Origin of the sequence: Serratia symbiotica (genome assembly GCF_000821185.2) — a bacterium.
In the GTDB taxonomy this organism is placed as follows: Bacteria; Pseudomonadota; Gammaproteobacteria; order Enterobacterales; family Enterobacteriaceae; genus Serratia; species Serratia symbiotica.
In genome coordinates, this window is record NZ_CP050855.1 from 1,143,681 (window position 1) to 1,162,731 (window position 19,051).

Consider the following 19,051-nt stretch of genomic DNA (forward strand, 5'->3'; position numbering starts at 1 on the left):
CTGATAATTACCAAAAGTAGAAGTGCTGCACAGGGTTAATCGGATGAGGGACGAAAAGGGGAAACGGTGAAGCGAATTTATTTTTGGCGATCACGTTATCCATCGCGCGGCGCGACCATCAGCCCCCATAACAACTGGTGGTTAAGTTGCACCGGCAACACGTTGGTCAGCATCTCTAGCGCCATATCGGTGTCATGTAGTGGGAAAGTCCCGGTGACGGTCAGCGACGCCACGGCAGGATCGCATCCCAGATAGCCACTATGATACGCGGACAGCTTTTCGATGAATTCACTGAGCGGAAGATTGTCAGCCTGCAATAATCCGCTCGGCCAGGCCGGTTCGGTGTGGCGCAGTGGCGCGACAGTGCCAAACGCATCCTGACGGAAGGTAATGGCCTGACCCGCTTTGATGATCATCTTGTCGCTGATGGCTGTTGGTGAGACTTCCACGGCACCCTGATATACCTGTAACACCGTGGCACCATTTGGCGTCTGCACGCTGAAACGCGTGCCGAGTGCACGCATTTTGCCCTGCGAAGTGGAGACGGTCAGCGAGCGTTGCGGATCGGCGGTGGTTTCGATCATCATGCGGCCGTTCAGAAGCAGCAGCGCACGTTGCGTCTGGGAGTCATCGACATTCATCGCACTGTCGGTGTCGAGCCAAATGCGCGAACCGTCACTCAGTGTGAATTGCGTGATCTTGCCGTGGGGGCTGTGATAATCTGCGCACCACGCAAGCACCTGATTGCGCAGCGGGGTATGACGCCAGTAGCCCCAGCCGAGTAGGGAGCCGACGGAGATCCACGTGGCCATTTTTAGCACCTGACGGCGTCCGGCGTTGTGTGGTGTTCGGGTCAACACCGTCAGCGCCGCAGTTTGTCGCGCATCATTTTCCCGCAGCGGCGTAAAATGCTGGCTGATGTTCAGCACGTATTGCCACGCCTGCTGGTTCTCCTGACTTTCTTCGAGCCAGTGTTGCAAAGCTGCGGGATACGTTTGCAGGGACGCGACGCCTTGAATTTTAGCGTACCAGTTTGCGGCCTGTTGCAGCGCGGCAAAGCCGGGTTTACTCGTCATAGTGTCAGGCAGAGGCGGAATTAAAGGCATCGAGATGCTCAACTTTAAGGATCAGGCAGTGGAGCATGGCTCGCGCCATATATTTCTTCACCATGCGCTCGGAGACGGCGAGTTCGGTGGCGATTTCCGCGTAAGTCAGCCTGCGGATCTGAGACATTACAAACGCTGCGCGGACTTTCTCCGGCAGCGCCCGCAGCATGGCATCCACCTGAAATAAGGTTTCGAGTACGATCGCGCAATGTTCTGCCGAGACCGCCACGGGCATGGGCTGAGCGGTTAACGTTTCCAGCCAGACGCGTTCGATTTCTTTTCTGCGATACAGATCAATACACATTCCTTGTGCCATCGCGCCAAGATAGGCACGCGCACCAGCCAGGCTGTCAAAATAGCGGGGTTTTATCAGCAATCGTAGGAACACATCCTGCGCCAGATCGGCGGCATCGGTGGCATTCCCCAGGCGTCGTCGGAGCAACTTTTGCAACCAGTTGTGATGCTCTGAGAAGATTAGCACCATGTTTTCAGTTGAACCAAAACTAGGAGATGACATGTCGCTCTTACCGTCACAGGCGTGTAAATTAAGGAATGTTTAGAGGTGAAAACTTATATGAGAACGATATTCATTTCAATGAATATCAGGGGCTAATATGCCATTCGTGAAATATGAGAATGGGATTTTGACTAAAAATGAATTATGTAGGTGACTACAGCAGCAATGAAACAAGATATAGCACACGTAAAATTTCCGCTCGACGCATTGTCGGCCCAACTGGGCGAACTGATGCTGCGCGATCAACAACGCCTACTGCGCCGTTTGCAGGGAGCAAGAAAAATCAAAAATTCCAGTGCGCAGTTGGCGGTAGCCGCTGAGCTGGAAAGTGACATTGCGGCGGCCCGGCAAAAAGCGCAGGCGCGTGCTGCGGCTTGCCCAGACATCACCTACCCGGAGAACCTGCCGGTCAGCCAAAAAAAACAGGACATTCTGCATGCCATCAGCGAAAACCAGGTAGTGATCGTCGCCGGTGAAACCGGATCGGGGAAAACCACCCAGTTGCCAAAAATCTGTCTGGAGCTAGGGCGTGGAGTGAAGGGGCTGATTGGTCATAGCCAACCCCGGCGTCTGGCGGCACGTTCAGTGGCTCAACGCATCGCCGACGAGTTGGAAACGCCACTTGGTGGCAGCATTGGCTATAAGGTGCGTTTTAACGATCAAGTCAGTGACCACACCCTGGTCAAGTTGATGACCGACGGCATTTTGTTAGCAGAGATCCAGCAAGATCGGCTGCTGATGCAATACGACACGCTAATTATCGATGAAGCGCATGAGCGCAGCCTGAATATTGACTTTATCCTCGGCTATTTGCGTGAGTTACTGCCGAAACGCCCAGATTTGAAGGTGATCATCACCTCGGCTACCCTCGATCCGCAACGTTTTTCACGCCACTTCAACTATGCGCCAATCATCGAAGTTTCTGGTCGCACCTACCCGGTGGCAGTGCGTTACCGGCCAGTGGTTAGCGATGCGGACGATGCCGATCGTGATCAGTTGCAGGCAATTTTCGATGCGGTGGACGAACTGGGGCGTGAGGGGCCGGGCGATATCTTGATTTTTATGAGTGGCGAACGGGAAATCCGCGACACCGCTGAGGCGCTAAATCGGCTTAACCTGCCGCATACCGAGGTGGTGCCGTTGTATGCACGCCTGTCTAACAGCGAACAAAATCGGGTATTCCAGTCGCATCATGGCCGCCGCATTGTACTGGCGACCAACGTGGCGGAAACCTCGTTGACGGTGCCGGGCATCAAATATGTTATCGACCCAGGCACAGCGCGCATCAGCCGTTACAGCTCGCGCACCAAGGTGCAACGCCTGCCGCTTGAACCGGTATCACAGGCTTCAGCCAACCAACGTAAAGGACGCTGTGGTCGTGTCTCAGAAGGCGTGTGTATCCGTCTGTATTCGGAGCAGGACTTCCTGTCGCGGCCAGCATTTACCGATCCAGAGATCCTGCGTACCAACCTGGCGTCGGTTATCTTACAGATGACATCGCTAGGGCTGGGTGATATCGCCGCTTTCCCGTTTGTAGAAGCGCCAGATAAACGCAATATTCAAGACGGTGTGCGGTTGCTGGAAGAGCTGGGTGCCATCAAAACCGCCGACAACGGCCATTATCAGTTGACGCCGCAGGGTCACCAGTTGGCGCAGTTACCGATCGACCCACGCCTGGCGCGCATGGTGCTGGAAGCCCCAAAGAGCGGTAGCTTGCGAGAGGTAATGATCATTGCAGCTGCATTGTCGATCCAAGATCCGCGCGAACGGCCGATGGATAAACAGCAGGCATCAGACGAAAAACACCGCCGCTTTGCCGACAAGGATTCGGATTTTCTGGCGTTCGTCAACCTGTGGGATTACCTGAAGGAACAGCAAAAAGTGCACTCCTCCAGCCAATTCCGCCGGCTGTGCCGTGATGATTTCCTCAATTACCTACGGGTGCGCGAGTGGCAAGATATATACACCCAGTTGCGCCAGGTAGTGAAAGAGCTAGGGCTGCCAGTCAACAGTGTGCCGTCCGACTATCGCAGTGTGCATAGCGCCATACTGGCCGGGCTGCTGTCGCATATCGGCCAAAAGGACGCAGACAAACAAGTATTTACCGGCGCGCGCAATGCCCGCTTCTCGCTATTCCCCGGTTCCGGCCTGTTCAAGAAGCCGCCGAAATGGATCATGGTCGCCGAACTGGTGGAAACCAGCCGTCTGTGGGGGCGCATTGGCGCGCGTATCGAACCTGAGTGGATCGAACCACTGGCCCAGCATCTGGTGAAGCACAGCTACAGCGAGCCGCACTGGTCGAAATCCCAAGGCGCGGTGATGGCCAGCGAAAAGGTGACGCTGTTCGGCCTACCGATTGTCGCCGCCCGTCAAGTCAATTACAGCAGCATTGATCCGCTGCTGTGCCGCGAGCTGTTTATCCGCCATGCGCTGGTGGAGGGGGACTGGCAGATGCACCACGCGTTCTTGCGCGAGAACCGCACACTACGCGCCGAAGTGGAAGAACTGGAGCACAAATCGCGCCGCCGCGACATTTTGGTGGACGATGAAACGCTGTTCAGCTTCTATGACCAGCGCATCCCGAATGATGTGCTGTCTGGGAGGCATTTCGATCATTGGTGGAAAAATGCCCGCCGGCAGCAGCCGGATCTGCTCAATGTTGCAAAAGAGATGCTGATCAAGGATGGTGCCAACAAGGTTAGCGCGCTGGATTACCCGAACTTCTGGCATCAAGGTAACCTCAAGCTGCGCCTGACTTACCAGTTTGAACCGGGTGCCGACGCTGATGGCGTAACGGTGCATATCCCGCTGCCGATCCTCAATCAGGTGGAGGAGCAGGGCTTTGAATGGCAGATCCCCGGTATTCGCCGTGAATTGGTGATTGCATTGATTAAATCGCTGCCAAAACCGCTGCGCCGCAACTTTGTGCCAGCCCCGAACTACGCCGAAGCGTTTCTGGGCAGGGTGACCGCGTTGGCGCTACCGTTACTGGATGCATTGGAGCGTGAATTGCGTCAGATGACTGGTGTGACCGTGTCACGCAATGATTGGCAGTGGGATCAGGTACCCGATCACCTGAAAATAACTTTCCGGGTGGTGGGTGAAAAACAGCAGACCCTGCGTGAAGGTAAGGATTTGGCCGCGCTACGATTGCAATTGAAGGGCAAAGTGCAGGAAACATTGTCTGCGGTGGCGGACGAAGGTCTTGAACAAGGCAACTTGCATATTTGGAGCTTTGGTCAACTGCCCGCGTTCTACGAGCAACAACGCGGGGGGTATTCGGTGAAAGCCTATCCGGCATTGGTGGATGAGAAAGACAGCGTGGCGATCCGCCTGTTCGACAGCGAACGAGAGCAACACCTGGCGATGTGGCAAGGCACCCGCCGTCTGCTGCTACTGAACATTCCATCGCCGATCAAGTATTTGCATGAAAAGTTGCCTAACAAAGCCAAGTTGGGGCTGTATTTTAACCCCTATGGCAAGGTGCTGGATCTGATCGACGACTGCATTTCCTGCGGTATCGACAAGTTGATTGCCCAGCATGGCGGGCCAGTATGGCAGGAAGAACGTTTTGCCTGGTTACAGGAACAAGTTCGCGCAGAGTTGAATGACACCGTGGTGGAGATAGCCAAGCAGGTTGAACAGATCCTGACGGCAGTATTCAGCATTAACAAACGGCTGAAGGGCCGGATGGATATGTCGCTGGCGCTGGCGTTGTCAGACATTAAAACTCAGCTCGGTGAGTTGGTTTATCGCGGATCCGTCACCCAGCACGGCTGGCAGCGCCTACCCGATACCTTACGCTATCTCCAGGCGATTGAACGCCGCCTGGAGAAGTTGGCTATCGACCCGCACCGTGATCGTGCGCAGATGTTGCGGGTGGGGCAGGTGCAGCAGGCTTGGCAACAGTGGCTGAACAAGTTGCCGCCAACGCGCCAGCAAGATGACGAGGTGAAAGCGCTGCGCTGGATGATCGAAGAGCTGCGTGTCAGCCTGTTTGCTCAGCACCTGGGTACACCTTATCCGATTTCGGACAAGCGAATTTTACAAACTATCGAGCAGCTTTCCTAGTAGGGGAAAGAATATTTGGTGCCAGTGGGCAGCGCATTTAGCGCTTCACGGATGCCAGGTACCGCCAATGCACGGTTGTCAGCGCGATAGCGGTCTTTGGCTGCCGGTGCCGAGCTTTGAATAGCGATCACCGTCCACCCCGCAGCGGTTTTCAGTAGCAACGGGGAACCACTGTCGCCGGGCAGGGTATCACACTGATGCGATAGAACGCCCTGTTGCGCCCAACCGGTAACCTTACAGTTCTGATGGCTGTAAAGGTCGTCGAGATGATCCTCTGGATAGCCCGCTTGGGTAATCAGTCGCTGAGCTTGCTTTAACGCCTGGGTTAAGGCTTTGCTGTCGCCCTGCCATAAGGGTAATGGTGTGAGTGGCAACGGAGTTTTATCCTTCAAACGGATCAACGCAAAGTCATAGGCCGCCGCTGCCGGGGGAATGCTCCAGCCATTGCCATCCGGCTTCAACTTTTTGCCCAGTTTGCTATCAACCAGCGTCTCAATATTCTCGGTCTGATATTTCCAGTGGTTATTATCCGTGATAAAACGCAGCTCAATAGCTTTGTCCAGTTGGCCTGGTGGGGTGAGTACGCAATGGCCGGCGGTCAACGCCAGATGAGAAGAAATCAGCGTTGCGGTGCACAGATTGCCGCTAGCGGTTTCTAGCTGACCAATCGCCAACCATGGCCAATCGGACGTTGCTGTGATCTTTACTCGGCCATCTTCGCCAAAAAACAGGCGAGTTTGCTCAGCCGCCGCAACACCAGTTGAGCTGTCGGCGCGAGCCGAAAAGGAGGGGAGTGTAAACGGCATGGTGCATAGCACCAGCAAAACGAATATGCGCATAGATCTCATGCCTAACAAATATCCATCACCCATAAACATACAGAATGTTAACTATAGACTGGATGCGTCACCATGAGATATGCACCAATTGATTTTTCGAAAATTTTTCACCAAAAATCAGCGGTTGGTTACAGATAAAAGAAAGTAGCGATCACCCCACCGAGGATCAGGGCCGCCAAAAGGATTTCGAACAAATAGCGACGTTGCATTGATGAAACCTCCGATCGCTTTTTTTATGGCCTTTTTAGGCCGCTAGGGCTTTCTTGGGGAAGATACTAGGCAAACAGCGGGGTGCTTTCCGTGAGTGTTTGGTTTCGTCGTGTAACCTAATGTACAGCCATACTCTGGATTCACGTTCTCCAGAATGAGGCACTTTTTGTTCAAAGTGGGATACTGCGCTGTCTCGTAGGCATCAATGGCCAGCAGAAGCGGAAGCAGGCCCCGCCAAGAGGGCTGCTCTCGACAAACACTTCCCCCTGATAGGCCACGGCGATGGAATGTACGATCGCCAGCCCCAGACCGCAGCCACCGGTAGCGCGATCACGGCTGGGATCGAGACGGACGAAAGGTTCGAACACTCGCTGGCGTTTATCTGCTGGAATGCCGGGGCCGTCATCTTCCACCTGTAGGCAGGCGAGATCGCCATCAAACCATAGGCCGATGCGCAGCCGTTGCTCGCAGTAGCGCAGTGCATTGTTAACCAGGTTGTCCAGCACTCGCTCCATCAGCCGCAGGTCGAGGCCGCCGTAGCTGCCAATATGGGGAATATCGAGCTGGATCTCGCGTTCTGGGTGGATCAAGCGTATATCCTCGACCTTATCTTCAAGCCATTTTGGCAGGTCGAGGGGTTCAATATTCAGCGCCACCTGCGGGCGATCCAGGCGTGCATAAGTCAGCAACTCGTCGATCAGCGATTCTAGCTGGCCGATATCGCGGTTCAATGCTTGCTGCTCGCTTCCTGACAGGTTATCACTCATCGCTAGTCGATAGCGCAAACGTACCAGTGGGGTACGCAGCTCGTGGGCGATACCGTCGATCAGCAGCTTCTTGCTGGCGATCAACATACTGACATTGTCCGCCATTTGGTTGAACGCCACGCCGAGCCGGCTCAAACTGGACGTGGGATCAAAATGGGTGCGCTCATCCAGATACCCGGCTCCTAAGCGCTGGGCGGCGCTCTCCAGTTTGAGCAAATCTTGCCAGTGCGGACGCATCCACAGAAACACCGGCAGCGCCAGTGACATACCGATAAATACCAGCAGCGCCAGATCCAACAGCCGCATTTGGTGCAGATAGAACAGGTAAGGGATCGGGCCGACGACCAACACGTAGTGGCTTCGTGGGATGCGCTGCATAAAGGTATACTGATCATCAAGGGCAATGATCTCGCCTAGTCGCAGCCTTTTTTTGAGTTCTTCAGCTAAAGCCTGTTTGCCGAGTGGCTCAATATGCAGGTTGAAAGACAGGTTCAAATCCAGTGAGGCGATGGTTTTGTTCCAGTCCTTGAGCGGGGTCTCACGCAGTTCACTGCGCATCAGATACAGCGAGCTTTTCATCAGATCGTCCATCGACTTACGTCCAGCGCGTTCGGCGGTGACTTTGTACACCAGGCCGACCAGCATCGCCATCACCAGGAAACAGACGAATAGCAGCAGGAAGAATTGCACAAAAAGCTTTCTCATTGCTGCATGGTTCCCCACGCGTTCGGCGCGAACAGGTAGCCTTTATGACGTACCGTCTTGATGCGAAATGGCTCTAGCGCATTGTCGTGTAGTTTGCGGCGCAGGCGCGAAATGGCCACGTCAATACTGCGATCAAGACCGTCATAGCTCACGCCACGCAGATTCCGCAGCAAGGCTTCGCGAGCCATGATTTGCCCGGCGTGGGTCGCCAGTTCCCACAGCAAATCAAAATCAGAGCTAGAAAGGGTAATAGTTTCATCCCCCAGCTTCACCTGGCGGTTGACAGGATCGATGCACAACAGCCCGAAATACAATGCGTTATGCTGGATCATCGTCTGAATCGGCTCTTCTTTCGGCTGGCTGAGCTGGCGAAAGTGCAAACGCAACCGCGCCAGCAGCACCGCTGGCGGCGTAGTTTTCAAAATGTAATCGTTAGCGCCCATTTCCAGCGACAGGATATGATTCATGTCGCTATCGAGAGAAGTGAGCAGCACGATCGGACCGGGAAAAGATGGGCGCAGGTCGCGGCACAGCGTCATGCCATCCTTGCCGGGCAGCATAATATCCAGCAGCACTAAATCAGGCTGTTCCAACTCAATCCGTGCTTGCGCGCTATCACCGCGTGGTTCGATCCGCACATCGATATCGTGCTTGCCTAGATAAGCGGCGATCAGTTTGCCCACTTCAGGATCGTCTTCTACAAAAACAATTTTATGCATATCACTGTGGTTTTATTAGAAAAACGGAGTTCAGCATAGCGCGGTGTCCAGGGCTATGCCATGCACTTTTTTACTTAGGTCAGCGGCCGTCCACCATCGACGCCGTGGGTACGGCCAGTGATGTAACGGCTCTCCAGTAAATAGTTCACCAGATTGACCACCTCGTTCTCGCCGGGAGCTACCTTCATCAAAGATTTTGCCAGCGCTTGCAGACGATAGGCTTCATCGTCATCGGGATTGAAGATGATCAGCGCTGGCGCGATGGCGTTCACTTTGACCTCCGGTGCCAGCTTGCGGGCGAAGGAGCGGGTCATGTTGTCCAACGCGGCCTTGCTGGCGGCGTAGGCGATATGCTTATCGCTGCCTTTCTCCACCACATAATCGGTCAGATGAATAATATCGGCACTACCCTGACCCTGGCCGAGCATGCAAGGTTCAAGCAATAGGTTCAACAAATAAGGGGTATAGACGTGAATTTGTAGCATTGCCGCCATGACCTGTTCCGGCGGTACTGTCGGCGATTCGGCTTGCCAAGCGCTGGCGTTGTGGATCACCGCCCGCAGCTTGGGCGTAGCTTGCCTTACTTGATCGGCGAAGTGGTAGATCCCCTCATGGGTGGAGAAATCACCCTGAATACAACATGCTCCCAGCCCTTTCAGCTCGGCCAACGCCGGACAATCGCTGCGATAGGCGATGATAGCCGGGATGCCGCGCAGCAAAAATGACCTGGCTAGCGCCAACCCAATTCGCCGAGCACCGCCAGTGATCAGCACTGGTGCTGAGTGGTAATGTTCCATTAATTAAAGATCCTTAACAGACTGGCAAACAATGGGCAAATTATGCCATCATACGCGGAAAGTCGATAAGGCTTAGTACCGATTATCTACTTCTGGATATCAAGACCCCCAATGAATTTCACATTCTCGCCCATTGGCAGGTTGAAATACCATGGGTTAACACTGGCCATGAGAGGAATGAGGGGATGAACAATAGCCACCTTGCATCCATCGCGCACAGTGAGAAAATCTGTTTCGATTACATGGATTTTCTGTCCGCCTCGTGCAAGAAGCATTGGCGCTTTGTTGATGCTATTTATGGTGTGATGCCGATATTCGGCATGGTGTTGAAATCACGAGTGACCACGTCACAAACGCGCAATGAACAGTTGAAAGAGTTAGCGCTGCAAGTGGTATCCACTCAGGTTCGTGACGAAACCAATATTGTACGGCTGATCGAACTGGCCGCACAACAGGGGTTGGTGGTATTTGACATTCAGTTACCCTATACGCTGAAAGCGGAACAGTTGGCGGTGATCCAAAAAGAGTGCGCGCAAGATACGGTTATCACCCTGAAGGGGGAACGAATGAGCATCACCATCCCCTGTAAAAACTGACCGGGTTGTTCTCTGTGGCAAGAATGTTTTTTTCTCTCTGAGCCAACCGGTTGATCTGAACCACCCCGGGGATGCTGAAGACTAGGCGCTCAGTGAAAGGAGACCCGAAATGACGTCCAAAAAGGGGGTTGAGTCGAGTAGACCTGCCGGTTGCCCGGACAGGCCCCTGGTCAGGATTGAGTTCGAGTGCCAGAGCACTCTCCCGGGCAGCGCGCTAGTATTTAACCACCTGCTCAATAGCGTCGAGTTTGAATGCCGGGGAAAATGTACGTTTAGTCCGACGAGTTTTGATCATTCATCACCTCATATTCACTGTTTAACATTAACAGGATTTAGAAGTGTCCTGAATTACTGATCCACTACATTATTGCTACCGAGAACATCGTTATTCTGATTCCATATTCCGGTCACGCCGGATATAGCGGGATGGTATATTGGGTACAAATAAAAATGGGCAACTCAAGCGCTGCCCGATGGTAAACCGTTAAGAACTTATCCCATTAGGTTATTTTATTTGCCATTTTGGCCCTGGGGCAGAACTCACCATCCTCACGTTACATGTACGCTCCGGTGTCCGGTGGGTGCACGCTGTCGGTGTCCAAACTAGCTGCAACAATGTAAGCCTACTGAGATAGGCTTTAAGTAATACTTATTTGAACAGATCGGCGCTAATGGTCAAGTTACCACCGCTCCCATTCTGCCATTGACGGGTAACGTGGTAATACTTGGCACCTTTCTTGGCCGCGCGCTTCGCCACTTCGCTGGAGACGTCGGTCATACTGTAGAAATGACCAGAAAAGGTAATCGAATCAAACGGCACCATCTGTGAGGCGGTCACGTTGTTGACTTCTTGGATCTGGGTACCGTTCGGCAGCGTTACAGTGTAGCGTTTGCCGGTGGAAGCCTGAGTTTCGAAGAGTCGTCCCACATTGCGGCTTGGTGACCCGGAAGAGGCTACACCAGGGATCTCCACATTCGCTGCTGCTGCGCCACCGGCCGCCAATGCGGTTCTGCCAGCGTCAGAGTCGGCAGGAATCACGTCGGGGCTTTGTACACGGCGTTTTGGCGCATCAGCTTTATAGATATAAGCGGTGATGAACTGGTTGCCACCCTGATTGGCATCAATCTGACGCACGATAAAGAAGGAGGCCGCGCCTTTTTTCCTCGCTTCTTTGGCGACGGCTTCATTGACGTCTGGCTGACTGCGGTAGAAGCCGCTGACTCTAACGGTATCGTAAGGTTCCAGCAAGTAAGCCTGCTCTTTGGGCAGCTCGTTTACGCCGTTAAATATGCGGTATTTTGGTTCTTTGCTTACTTCTGGCGCACTTTTGTGGTAAAGGTCTGCGGTCACGCGCCAATTGCCACTGTTGTTGTTGCTATTGCTGCCCTGAATATAGAAAGAGTCTGCACCCAGTTTGTCCGCATGATGGGATACGGCAGCAACGGCCTCATTGATGGCATTGAAGCGGCCAGTAATCGTGATGCGATCAAAGGGCTGCAACCCGGCTGCTTTTTCAGGCGTTAATTCTTGCGCAGCGTGAGCAGAAAGTACGGGAAGTGATAACAAAGCTGATACGATGATCGTGGTCTTCAACGTCATAAAAAATCCTTTCGCCTATCGCATTAACGTTTATAACAGCAGTGAACTGTCTAAGAACCTATCCCATTAGGCTATTTTTTTGCCATTCTGGTTCTGTGCAGTGCTCACCATCCTCACTGTACGCTGCGGTTGTTCCTGCAGTGGGTGTCCAAACTGACTGCAACAATATATGCCTACTGGGATAGGATCGAAGTGTAATCTAGTTGCCAATTATTACATGTAACCTTGCAAGCTGTCTCAGCATTTTATGCTATCCCATCCCATACGATAAATCGCTAATGAAAAACTTTAGTAAGGGGTTGTACGCCGAATCGATGTGCTTATAAATAGAATTTTCTCGTAATCTGAGCCGTGGAGAATCGCCGTTTCAAAAAGATGTATGCCGAAGAACGACTTAAAGCGGAGAACATTCAGGAAGCCATGGCAAAGTTGCAGCAGAGTTGATCAGTTGGCTACGGGATAACAAGATTGTCCGACCAAGGTAGGACACTATCAGTCCAACGCTGTCTGTCGAACGACAACGCCTGGCTGATATCCTGTCTAAGCCGCTAGACCCCGAGAAAAAGCGTTATTGCCAAAACTCGACTTATCTCAGCAAAATCTCTTTTATTTTGCGAGTTTTGCAAACTTTTACACCGTACATGACTTGCGTAAACTTAAAACTGAGCAAACCTACCTGTATCTGCTTTGCTTTCTATTAAATGGCCATTACACATTCATCAGTGATGGAAAAGAAATCGATCTGGATGCCATGATTGAGGGGCTTAAGTTAAGGTGACAAAATTTCCGCGGTTCCGGCGTAGGTGTGCCACGAATGCACCCTGTGGCAAATAAGGGTGCAATGCTGTGCGAGAGATGAGGGTAGGCCCCTCGGAGGCGGTGTCCAGACGCAGCCTTCAAACTACCCTGAGCTGCTGCCGTTAAGAGCGGTGGTGGTGAGCGTCAGGGAAAAGGCGCAGTCAGATGCGTCATGTATGTGTTGTGAAGATGAACGAGAGTGAACTGTAGATGCAGTGTCGAAAGGAACAAGATGATGTCAAAAATGCGCTTTCTAAGCGGTGCGTGATAAGTCCAGCGGTTATCTGGTTTGGCTGGTCGGCATCCGGCATAGAGACAGCATGAGCACAACACAGGCTCTGGCATGGAACGAGGGAACCTGTCGTCCCGATGCGAAGGGAGCGCAGGGGGGAAGTTCCCTTGCGCGACCCAATAACCCCTGTAAGTAAATATTGTCGCCGCGACATGAATCGCAATGTTGTGGTAAAAGTGATGTTCCGTATGATTTTTTCACTAGAAATTGCGACTTGTCATATCATCGCCTGATATATTTTCAAGTAGGTTATGGGTGGCACCTAAAATTCGGACGGGCAGCTATCAGCAAAACCTTGTGCACTAGTGCCGGTACTATGGGCAGCAAGATAAACATTATCCATGACAGGTGGGAAGGGAACATGATGCGTATTGGTATACCAAAAGAACGGTTGGCCAATGAAGCCCGGGTGGCAGCAACACCAAAAACGGTGGAGCAGTTGCTTAAACTGGGTTTTACCGTCGCGATTGAATGCGGGGCGGGTAAACTGGCGAGTTTTGATGATGCCGATTATGAAGCTGCTGGAGCGGTTATCACCAACACCGGCGATGTTTGGCAGTCAGATTTGATTTTAAAGGTTAACGCGCCAGCAGAAGATGAAATCGCGTTAATGCATGAGGGCAGCACGCTGGTCAGTTTCATTTGGCCAGCGCAGAACCCTGAGCTAATGGAAAAGCTGGCGGCGCGAAACATCACCGCCCTGGCGATGGACTCGGTGCCGCGCATTTCTCGCGCCCAGTCAATAGATGCACTCAGCTCTATGGCTAACATCGCTGGCTACCGGGCGATCGTGGAGGCGGCGCATGAATTTGGCCGCTTCTTTACCGGCCAAATCACTGCAGCTGGCAAGGTGCCGCCCGCCAAAGTGATGATCATCGGCGCTGGCGTTGCTGGCCTGGCGGCGATCGCCGCAGCCGGTAGCCTCGGTGCTATCGTGCGTGCCTTTGATACCCGCCCAGAGGTGAAAGAGCAGGCACAGAGTATGGGCGCAGAATTTTTAGAGCTGGACTTCGAGGAAGAAGCGGGCAGCGGTGATGGCTATGCGAAAGTAATGTCCGATACCTTCATCAAAGCGGAGATGGCGTTGTTTGCTGCCCAAGCCGCTGAGGTGGACATCATTGTCACCACTGCGTTGATCCCTGGCAAGCCGGCACCGAAGTTGATCACCAAAGAGATGGTGGCCTCGATGAAGCCGGGCAGCGTGATCGTTGATCTGGCTGCACAAACCGGCGGCAACTGCGAATTGACCGTGGCTGATCGCGTGATCGTCACCGACAATGGTGTGAAGATCATCGGCTATACCGATCTGCCGAGCCGCTTGCCGACTCAGTCTTCTCAGCTCTACGGCACCAACCTGGTTAACTTGCTGAAGCTACTGTCGAAAGAGAAAAATGGTGAAATCGATATCGATTTCGAAGACACGGTGATCCGGGGTGTCACCGTGGTGCGCAACGGCGAAGTCACCTGGCCAGCACCACCTATCCAAGTCTCCGCACAGCTTAAGCCAGCACAGGCCGCACCTTTGGCCAAGCCTGCGGCACAACCGCTATCGCCTGGATTAAAATATGCACTGATCGCCCTGGCAATTATTCTGTTCGGCTGGCTGGCTGGCGCGGCACCAAAAGAGTTCCTATCACACTTTACCGTGTTTGCGCTGGCCTGCGTGGTAGGCTACTACGTAGTATGGAATGTCAGCCATGCACTGCATACCCCCTTGATGTCGGTCACTAATGCGATCTCAGGGATTATCGTGGTCGGTGCCTTATTGCAGATTGGTCACGGTGGTTGGGTGAGCTTCCTCTCCTTTATCGCTGTACTGATTGCCAGCATCAATATTTTTGGTGGATTCACCGTCACTCAGCGCATGCTGAAGATGTTTCGCAAGAACTAAGGGGTAGCAAATGTCTGGAGGATTAGTCACAGCTGCATACATTGTTGCCGCTATTCTGTTTATTTTCAGCCTGGCGGGGCTGTCACGCCACGAAACCTCGCAGCAAGGCAACCTGTTCGGCATCGTTGGCATGGCGATTGCGCTGATCGCCACCATTCTGGGACCGGATTCCGGCAACATCGGTTGGATCATTATCGCCATGATCATTGGCGGCGCGATAGGCATTTATCTGGCGAGGAAGGTCGAAATGACCGAGATGCCGGAGTTGGTAGCGGTACTGCACAGTTTCGTCGGGTTGGCGGCGGTACTGGTCGGTTTCAACAGCTATCTTGATCAGGGTATACCGATGGAGCCAGTGATGGAGAATATCCATCTGACGGAGGTGTTCCTCGGCATCTTTATCGGCGCGGTGACTTTCACCGGTTCGATCGTCGCCTTTAGCAAACTGCGCGGCATCATCTCGTCCAAGCCGCTGATGCTGCCAAACCGACACAAGCTGAATTTAGCGGCGCTTGCGCTGTCCTTCCTATTACTGTTGATGTTCGTTTGCACCGGAAGCCTAGGTTGGCAGGTGGTAGCATTGTTGCTGATGACGGTGATTGCGCTGGCATTCGGCTGGCATTTGGTGGCGTCTATCGGCGGTGCCGACATGCCAGTGGTGGTGTCGATGCTCAACTCTTACTCAGGTTGGGCGGCGGCGGCGGCAGGCTTTATGCTGAGCAATGACCTACTGATCGTTACTGGTGCGTTGGTGGGTTCTTCAGGTGCCATTCTATCTTACATTATGTGCAAGGCGATGAACCGTTCGTTTATCAGCGTGATCGCTGGCGGCTTTGGCACTGATGGTTCTTCCACTGGTGAAGCTGAAGAAATGGGCGACTACCGTGGAACCACCGCAGAAGAGGTGGCCGAGCAGTTGCAGAACTCTACTTCGGTGATTATCACCCCAGGTTATGGCATGGCGGTGGCGCAGGCACAATACCCGGTGGCGGAAATTACTGAGAAGCTGCGTGCACGCGGTATCAACGTGCGGTTTGGTATTCACCCGGTCGCTGGCCGCTTACCGGGCCACATGAATGTGCTGCTGGCGGAAGCCAAAGTGCCGTATGACGTTGTACTTGAGATGGATGAAATCAATGAAGATTTCTCAGATACCGATACCGTACTGGTGATTGGTGCCAACGATACGGTGAACCCGGCGGCGCTTGACGATCCACATAGCCCAATCGCGGGCATGCCAGTGTTGGAGGTGTGGAAGGCGCAGAATGTTATCGTATTCAAACGTTCGATGAATACTGGGTACGCCGGGGTACAAAACCCGCTATTCTTTAAAGATAACACCCACATGCTGTTTGGCGATGCCAAGGAGAGCGTAGAAGCGATCCTACGGGCGTTGTAGTGTAACGCGCGAATGAAAACCTAATGCCAGTCATGTGTGAGGTGACTGGCATTTTTTTAGGCGTAGAGCTTAAAGTTTATCGTCGTTGTCCGCTTTGAACGGGTAGTTGAAGTTATCCGGTTTGATCACCAGCAAATCGCATTTAAGATGATCGATCACATGTTCTGCCGTGTTGCCGATAAGGACGGCGGAGATGCCAGTGCGCCCCAGCGTTCCTAACACTACCACGCCTGCTTGCAGTTGCTCGGCCAAATCTGGGATCACCTCTTCCGGTAACCCTTTTTCAACATGGGTAAACTTTTCCTCAATACAGAACTTCTGCCTTAATGCCCTCATGGCAATCAGGTGCTGGCCGCGTATAGCATCGTTATAGACGCTGGGGGAAAAATCAGTCAGTTCGAGTGCATTATTGATTGAGGTGACGGGACAGGCTCCCACTAGATGAATGTCGGCTTGATCGACATTTTCCGCCAACTCAATAGTTTCCTGCACCAGTTTGATATTGAGCGGATCGTGGTATGGATCCTCACTGGACAGATTGACTGCCACCAAAGCTTTGCCGCCTTCTGGCCAGGGCTGATCTTTGACCATCCATACTGGGCAAGGACACTTGCGCAGTAGATGCCAGTCAGTGGGGGTAAAAATGACCGATTCAAATCGGTCGTGCTGATGCGCCATTTTCAGCAGTAGATCGTGTGAGCCGGAAAGCACTTCTTGAATGATTGCCTCGAAGGGACAGTTATGCCAGACCACTTTAATTTCAATAGGCACGCCTTCGTCGAGATAAAAACGGCATTGCTGGTTGATCCACGCAGTGTGCTGGCTGATCACGCCCTGCTGCATCGCCGCCCGTTCCTCCGGTGAGAGCAGAGTCGTCATCTCGTAGGAGAAATCATAGATAGTAAGGAAAGCCTTAATGCGTCCGCCATTGCGCCTAACCAGATACACCGCCCGCCGTAGTGCGGGTTGATCATCTCTATCGGGATCAATAGCCACCAGAAGATTCTGATACTTCGCCATAGGGTCTCCTTAACAGCTAAATCAACGGTCTGTTTATATACAGAGTAACCGAACATTGAAAAACAGAACAACTACACAAGTGTGTCGTTCAATAATTTCGGTGAAGTGTTTAACCTACTGATGATCAAACGCTAGCTAGCGATTACGTTGGTGTTGGGCACACCCGCCAACATCGATAAGGCATCAACATTTTCGATGGTGATGTATTTTCCTTTCACGCTGAGGATATCGTTTTTCTGGAAGCGGCTTAACAAGCGGCTGATGGTTTCTACTGTCAGGCCGAGGTAGTTGCCAATATCGCTGCGTGTCATAGTCAGGCGAAACTCACACGGCGAGAATCCACGATCCGCGAAGCGGCGCGAAAGGTTGTAAACGAACGCTGCCAGACGCTCTTCGGCGTTTTTCTTCGACAATAGCAAGATCATATTCTGATCGCCCTTAATCTCGCCGCTCATCAGTCGTACGATTTGCTGGCGCAAGTTAGGCATTTTGCCGGATAGCTCGTCCAACGTTTCGAATGGGATTTCGCATACCATTGAGGTTTCCAGTGCTTGAGCAAAGCTGGGGTGCTTCAAATCGCCGATAGCGTCGAAACCGACCAGATCACCCGCCAAGTGAAAACCGGTGATTTGCTCGTCCCCTTGTTCAGTGATGGTGTAACTTTTAATGGTTCCAGAGCGAATAGCGTACAACGATTTTAGATTGTCTCCAGCCTTGAATAACGCTTGACCTTTCTGGACTGGTTTTTTCCTTTCAATAATGTTGTCGAGTTGATCCAGCTCATGAGCATTAAGGGTAAAAGGAATGCATAGTTGGCTGATACTACAGTCCTGACAATGGATTGCACAACCACCAGATTGGATACGACGGATTATGCGTTTTTCCGGGATCATAGATTACGCTCATACAAAATTGATGTGAGTCAATTTTAACATCTTTTGCCACAACTGATAAGGCGACACTAACAAGATTATCGAAATATTCGGCTATTTTTAGTCAAATATGCCACATATTGACAATTTTTGTCACCGGCTAACTAGTCTATACTGCTGGCAGGATCAACGCTGATCCTGCTGCAAATAGCCTTCATGTTGCAGTAGCCATTGCTTGCGCTGTATGCCACCAGCATAGCCGGTCAACGCGCCTTGGGCACCTATCACACGGTGACAGGGGATCACGATGCTGATTGGGTTAGAACCGTTGGCCATACCGACTGCGCGCGAAGCGGTCGGGCGACCAATGCGTTTAGCCAATTCACCGTAAGTGAGGATTTCCCCGCAAGGGATTTGGCGTAGCTGCCGCCAGACGGTGCGCTGAAACTCGCTACCGGCGGTCATGATCGGTAGGTGATCTATCACTGCCAGTTCACCAGCAAAATATTGTTGCATTGCCTCCGTAAAGCCACCAGGATTGCGTTGTTTACTAAGCTGAAAATAGTTTGCCTGGCAATGGATGTTCAGCAGTTTCATCAGGCGCACTTGATGATCGGCCCAATCAATGGCGCGCAGGAGACCTTGTTCATCGGCAATCAGTATCAACTCGCCTATCGGTGTAGCCATACGATCGAGTAAGAGAGTTTGCATTTGAATCACTCCCTAGTGTGATAGGGCGATTATTGCATAAAACGCGACGGGAGAATGGCAGATTTCGTGCTTGGAAGGGGGGCGAGGGGTAAATCATTCAACCGTTATTCACTAATTTATAAATAAAATTTATAAATTAGT

15 protein-coding genes and 1 pseudogene are annotated in these 19,051 nt (G+C 52.5%); 5 read left to right on the top strand and 11 right to left on the bottom strand.

Going from position 1 to position 19,051, the window contains the following annotated elements; all coding sequences use genetic code 11:
• Window positions 1-95 precede the first annotated feature (95 nt).
• The gene (locus SYMBAF_RS05905; protein ID WP_040266012.1) at window positions 96-1,076 is read right to left on the bottom strand and encodes a FecR domain-containing protein; all 981 of its coding nucleotides are present in this window, start codon (window positions 1,074-1,076) and stop codon (window positions 96-98) included.
• Between the two features lie 4 nt (window positions 1,077-1,080).
• Window positions 1,081-1,623, bottom strand: coding sequence for a sigma-70 family RNA polymerase sigma factor (locus SYMBAF_RS05910; protein ID WP_040266010.1), 543 nt, complete (start codon window positions 1,621-1,623; stop codon window positions 1,081-1,083).
• A gap of 231 nt (window positions 1,624-1,854) precedes the next feature.
• Between SYMBAF_RS05910 and hrpA the strand changes: the two genes are divergently transcribed.
• Window positions 1,855-5,694 (top strand): ATP-dependent RNA helicase HrpA, encoded by a 3,840-nt coding sequence (gene hrpA, locus SYMBAF_RS05915; protein WP_040266279.1) that lies wholly within the window; start codon window positions 1,855-1,857, stop codon window positions 5,692-5,694.
• On the opposite strand, the gene SYMBAF_RS05920 is transcribed toward hrpA, so the two are convergent.
• The 5 genes from SYMBAF_RS05920 to folM form a co-directional block, all read right to left on the bottom strand.
• Window positions 5,691-6,533, bottom strand: a complete 843-nt coding sequence (locus tag SYMBAF_RS05920; RefSeq protein ID WP_040266008.1) for a trypsin-like serine peptidase — start codon at window positions 6,531-6,533, stop codon at window positions 5,691-5,693. The two genes, hrpA and SYMBAF_RS05920, sit on opposite strands and share 4 nt — an antisense overlap.
• A 128-nt stretch (window positions 6,534-6,661) precedes the next feature.
• On the bottom strand, window positions 6,662-6,742 hold the full coding sequence (gene ydgU, locus SYMBAF_RS18685; RefSeq protein ID WP_455567153.1) for a small membrane protein YdgU: 81 nt from the start codon (window positions 6,740-6,742) through the stop codon (window positions 6,662-6,664).
• Window positions 6,743-6,913: 171 nt separating this feature from the next.
• Window positions 6,914-8,215 carry a two-component system sensor histidine kinase RstB gene (gene rstB, locus SYMBAF_RS05925; RefSeq protein ID WP_040266006.1) on the bottom strand — a complete coding sequence of 434 codons (1,302 nt, stop codon included), beginning with the start codon at window positions 8,213-8,215 and terminating at the stop codon, window positions 6,914-6,916.
• A complete protein-coding gene (gene rstA, locus SYMBAF_RS05930; RefSeq protein WP_040266004.1) occupies window positions 8,212-8,934 on the bottom strand; it encodes a two-component system response regulator RstA in 723 nt (240 codons plus the stop codon). Before rstA ends, rstB begins: the two co-directional genes overlap by 4 nt.
• Window positions 8,935-9,008: 74 nt before the next feature.
• Window positions 9,009-9,731 (bottom strand): dihydromonapterin reductase, encoded by a 723-nt coding sequence (gene folM, locus SYMBAF_RS05935; protein WP_040266003.1) that lies wholly within the window; start codon window positions 9,729-9,731, stop codon window positions 9,009-9,011.
• A 185-nt stretch (window positions 9,732-9,916) separates the two neighbouring features.
• Here folM and SYMBAF_RS05940 point away from each other — a divergent pair, with 185 nt between their 5' ends.
• On the top strand, window positions 9,917-10,327 hold the full coding sequence (locus tag SYMBAF_RS05940) for a hypothetical protein (protein WP_040266001.1): 411 nt from the start codon (window positions 9,917-9,919) through the stop codon (window positions 10,325-10,327).
• Window positions 10,328-10,976: 649 nt separating this feature from the next.
• On the opposite strand, the gene ydgH is transcribed toward SYMBAF_RS05940, so the two are convergent.
• Window positions 10,977-11,927 carry a DUF1471 family protein YdgH gene (gene ydgH / locus SYMBAF_RS05945; RefSeq protein ID WP_040265999.1) on the bottom strand — a complete coding sequence of 317 codons (951 nt, stop codon included), beginning with the start codon at window positions 11,925-11,927 and terminating at the stop codon, window positions 10,977-10,979.
• A gap of 422 nt (window positions 11,928-12,349) precedes the next feature.
• Between ydgH and SYMBAF_RS17580 the strand changes: the two are divergent.
• The 3 genes and pseudogenes from SYMBAF_RS17580 to pntB all read left to right on the top strand — a co-directional run.
• Window positions 12,350-12,621, top strand: a pseudogene (locus tag SYMBAF_RS17580) (hypothetical protein); the annotation flags it as partial.
• 760 nt (window positions 12,622-13,381) lie between these two features.
• On the top strand, window positions 13,382-14,908 hold the full coding sequence (pntA, locus tag SYMBAF_RS05955; RefSeq protein ID WP_040265995.1) for a Re/Si-specific NAD(P)(+) transhydrogenase subunit alpha: 1,527 nt from the start codon (window positions 13,382-13,384) through the stop codon (window positions 14,906-14,908).
• A 10-nt stretch (window positions 14,909-14,918) separates the two neighbouring features.
• A complete protein-coding gene (gene pntB / locus SYMBAF_RS05960) occupies window positions 14,919-16,307 on the top strand; it encodes a Re/Si-specific NAD(P)(+) transhydrogenase subunit beta (protein ID WP_040265993.1) in 1,389 nt (462 codons plus the stop codon).
• A gap of 69 nt (window positions 16,308-16,376) precedes the next feature.
• On the opposite strand, the gene uspE is transcribed toward pntB, so the two are convergent.
• The 3 genes from uspE to ogt form a co-directional block, all read right to left on the bottom strand.
• Complete coding sequence (gene uspE, locus SYMBAF_RS05965) at window positions 16,377-17,327, bottom strand: universal stress protein UspE (RefSeq protein WP_040265991.1); 951 nt, start codon at window positions 17,325-17,327, stop codon at window positions 16,377-16,379.
• A gap of 131 nt (window positions 17,328-17,458) precedes the next feature.
• Complete coding sequence (locus SYMBAF_RS05970) at window positions 17,459-18,220, bottom strand: FNR family transcription factor (RefSeq protein WP_040265990.1); 762 nt, start codon at window positions 18,218-18,220, stop codon at window positions 17,459-17,461.
• Window positions 18,221-18,385: 165 nt separating this feature from the next.
• A complete protein-coding gene (ogt, locus tag SYMBAF_RS05975; protein ID WP_040265989.1) occupies window positions 18,386-18,910 on the bottom strand; it encodes a methylated-DNA--[protein]-cysteine S-methyltransferase in 525 nt (174 codons plus the stop codon).
• Window positions 18,911-19,051 lie beyond the last annotated feature (141 nt).

Excerpts from the sequence above, each read along its gene's own strand:
- uspE (WP_040265991.1), bottom strand. The coding sequence starts at position 17,327 with ATGGCGAAGTATCAGAATCTTCTGGTGGCTATTGATCCCGATAGAGAT.
- pntA (WP_040265995.1), top strand. The coding sequence starts at position 13,382 with ATGCGTATTGGTATACCAAAAGAACGGTTGGCCAATGAAGCCCGGGTG.
- rstB (WP_040266006.1), bottom strand. The coding sequence starts at position 8,215 with ATGAGAAAGCTTTTTGTGCAATTCTTCCTGCTGCTATTCGTCTGTTTC.
- SYMBAF_RS05920 (WP_040266008.1), bottom strand. The coding sequence starts at position 6,533 with ATGCGCATATTCGTTTTGCTGGTGCTATGCACCATGCCGTTTACACTC.
- ogt (WP_040265989.1), bottom strand. The coding sequence starts at position 18,910 with ATGCAAACTCTCTTACTCGATCGTATGGCTACACCGATAGGCGAGTTG.
- ydgH (WP_040265999.1), bottom strand. The coding sequence starts at position 11,927 with ATGACGTTGAAGACCACGATCATCGTATCAGCTTTGTTATCACTTCCC.
- rstA (WP_040266004.1), bottom strand. The coding sequence starts at position 8,934 with ATGCATAAAATTGTTTTTGTAGAAGACGATCCTGAAGTGGGCAAACTG.
- folM (WP_040266003.1), bottom strand. The coding sequence starts at position 9,731 with ATGGAACATTACCACTCAGCACCAGTGCTGATCACTGGCGGTGCTCGG.
- pntB (WP_040265993.1), top strand. The coding sequence starts at position 14,919 with ATGTCTGGAGGATTAGTCACAGCTGCATACATTGTTGCCGCTATTCTG.
- SYMBAF_RS05910 (WP_040266010.1), bottom strand. The coding sequence starts at position 1,623 with ATGTCATCTCCTAGTTTTGGTTCAACTGAAAACATGGTGCTAATCTTC.
- hrpA (WP_040266279.1), top strand. The coding sequence starts at position 1,855 with ATGCTGCGCGATCAACAACGCCTACTGCGCCGTTTGCAGGGAGCAAGA.
- SYMBAF_RS05940 (WP_040266001.1), top strand. The coding sequence starts at position 9,917 with ATGAACAATAGCCACCTTGCATCCATCGCGCACAGTGAGAAAATCTGT.
- ydgU (WP_455567153.1), bottom strand. The coding sequence starts at position 6,742 with ATGCAACGTCGCTATTTGTTCGAAATCCTTTTGGCGGCCCTGATCCTC.
- SYMBAF_RS05905 (WP_040266012.1), bottom strand. The coding sequence starts at position 1,076 with ATGACGAGTAAACCCGGCTTTGCCGCGCTGCAACAGGCCGCAAACTGG.
- SYMBAF_RS05970 (WP_040265990.1), bottom strand. The coding sequence starts at position 18,220 with ATGATCCCGGAAAAACGCATAATCCGTCGTATCCAATCTGGTGGTTGT.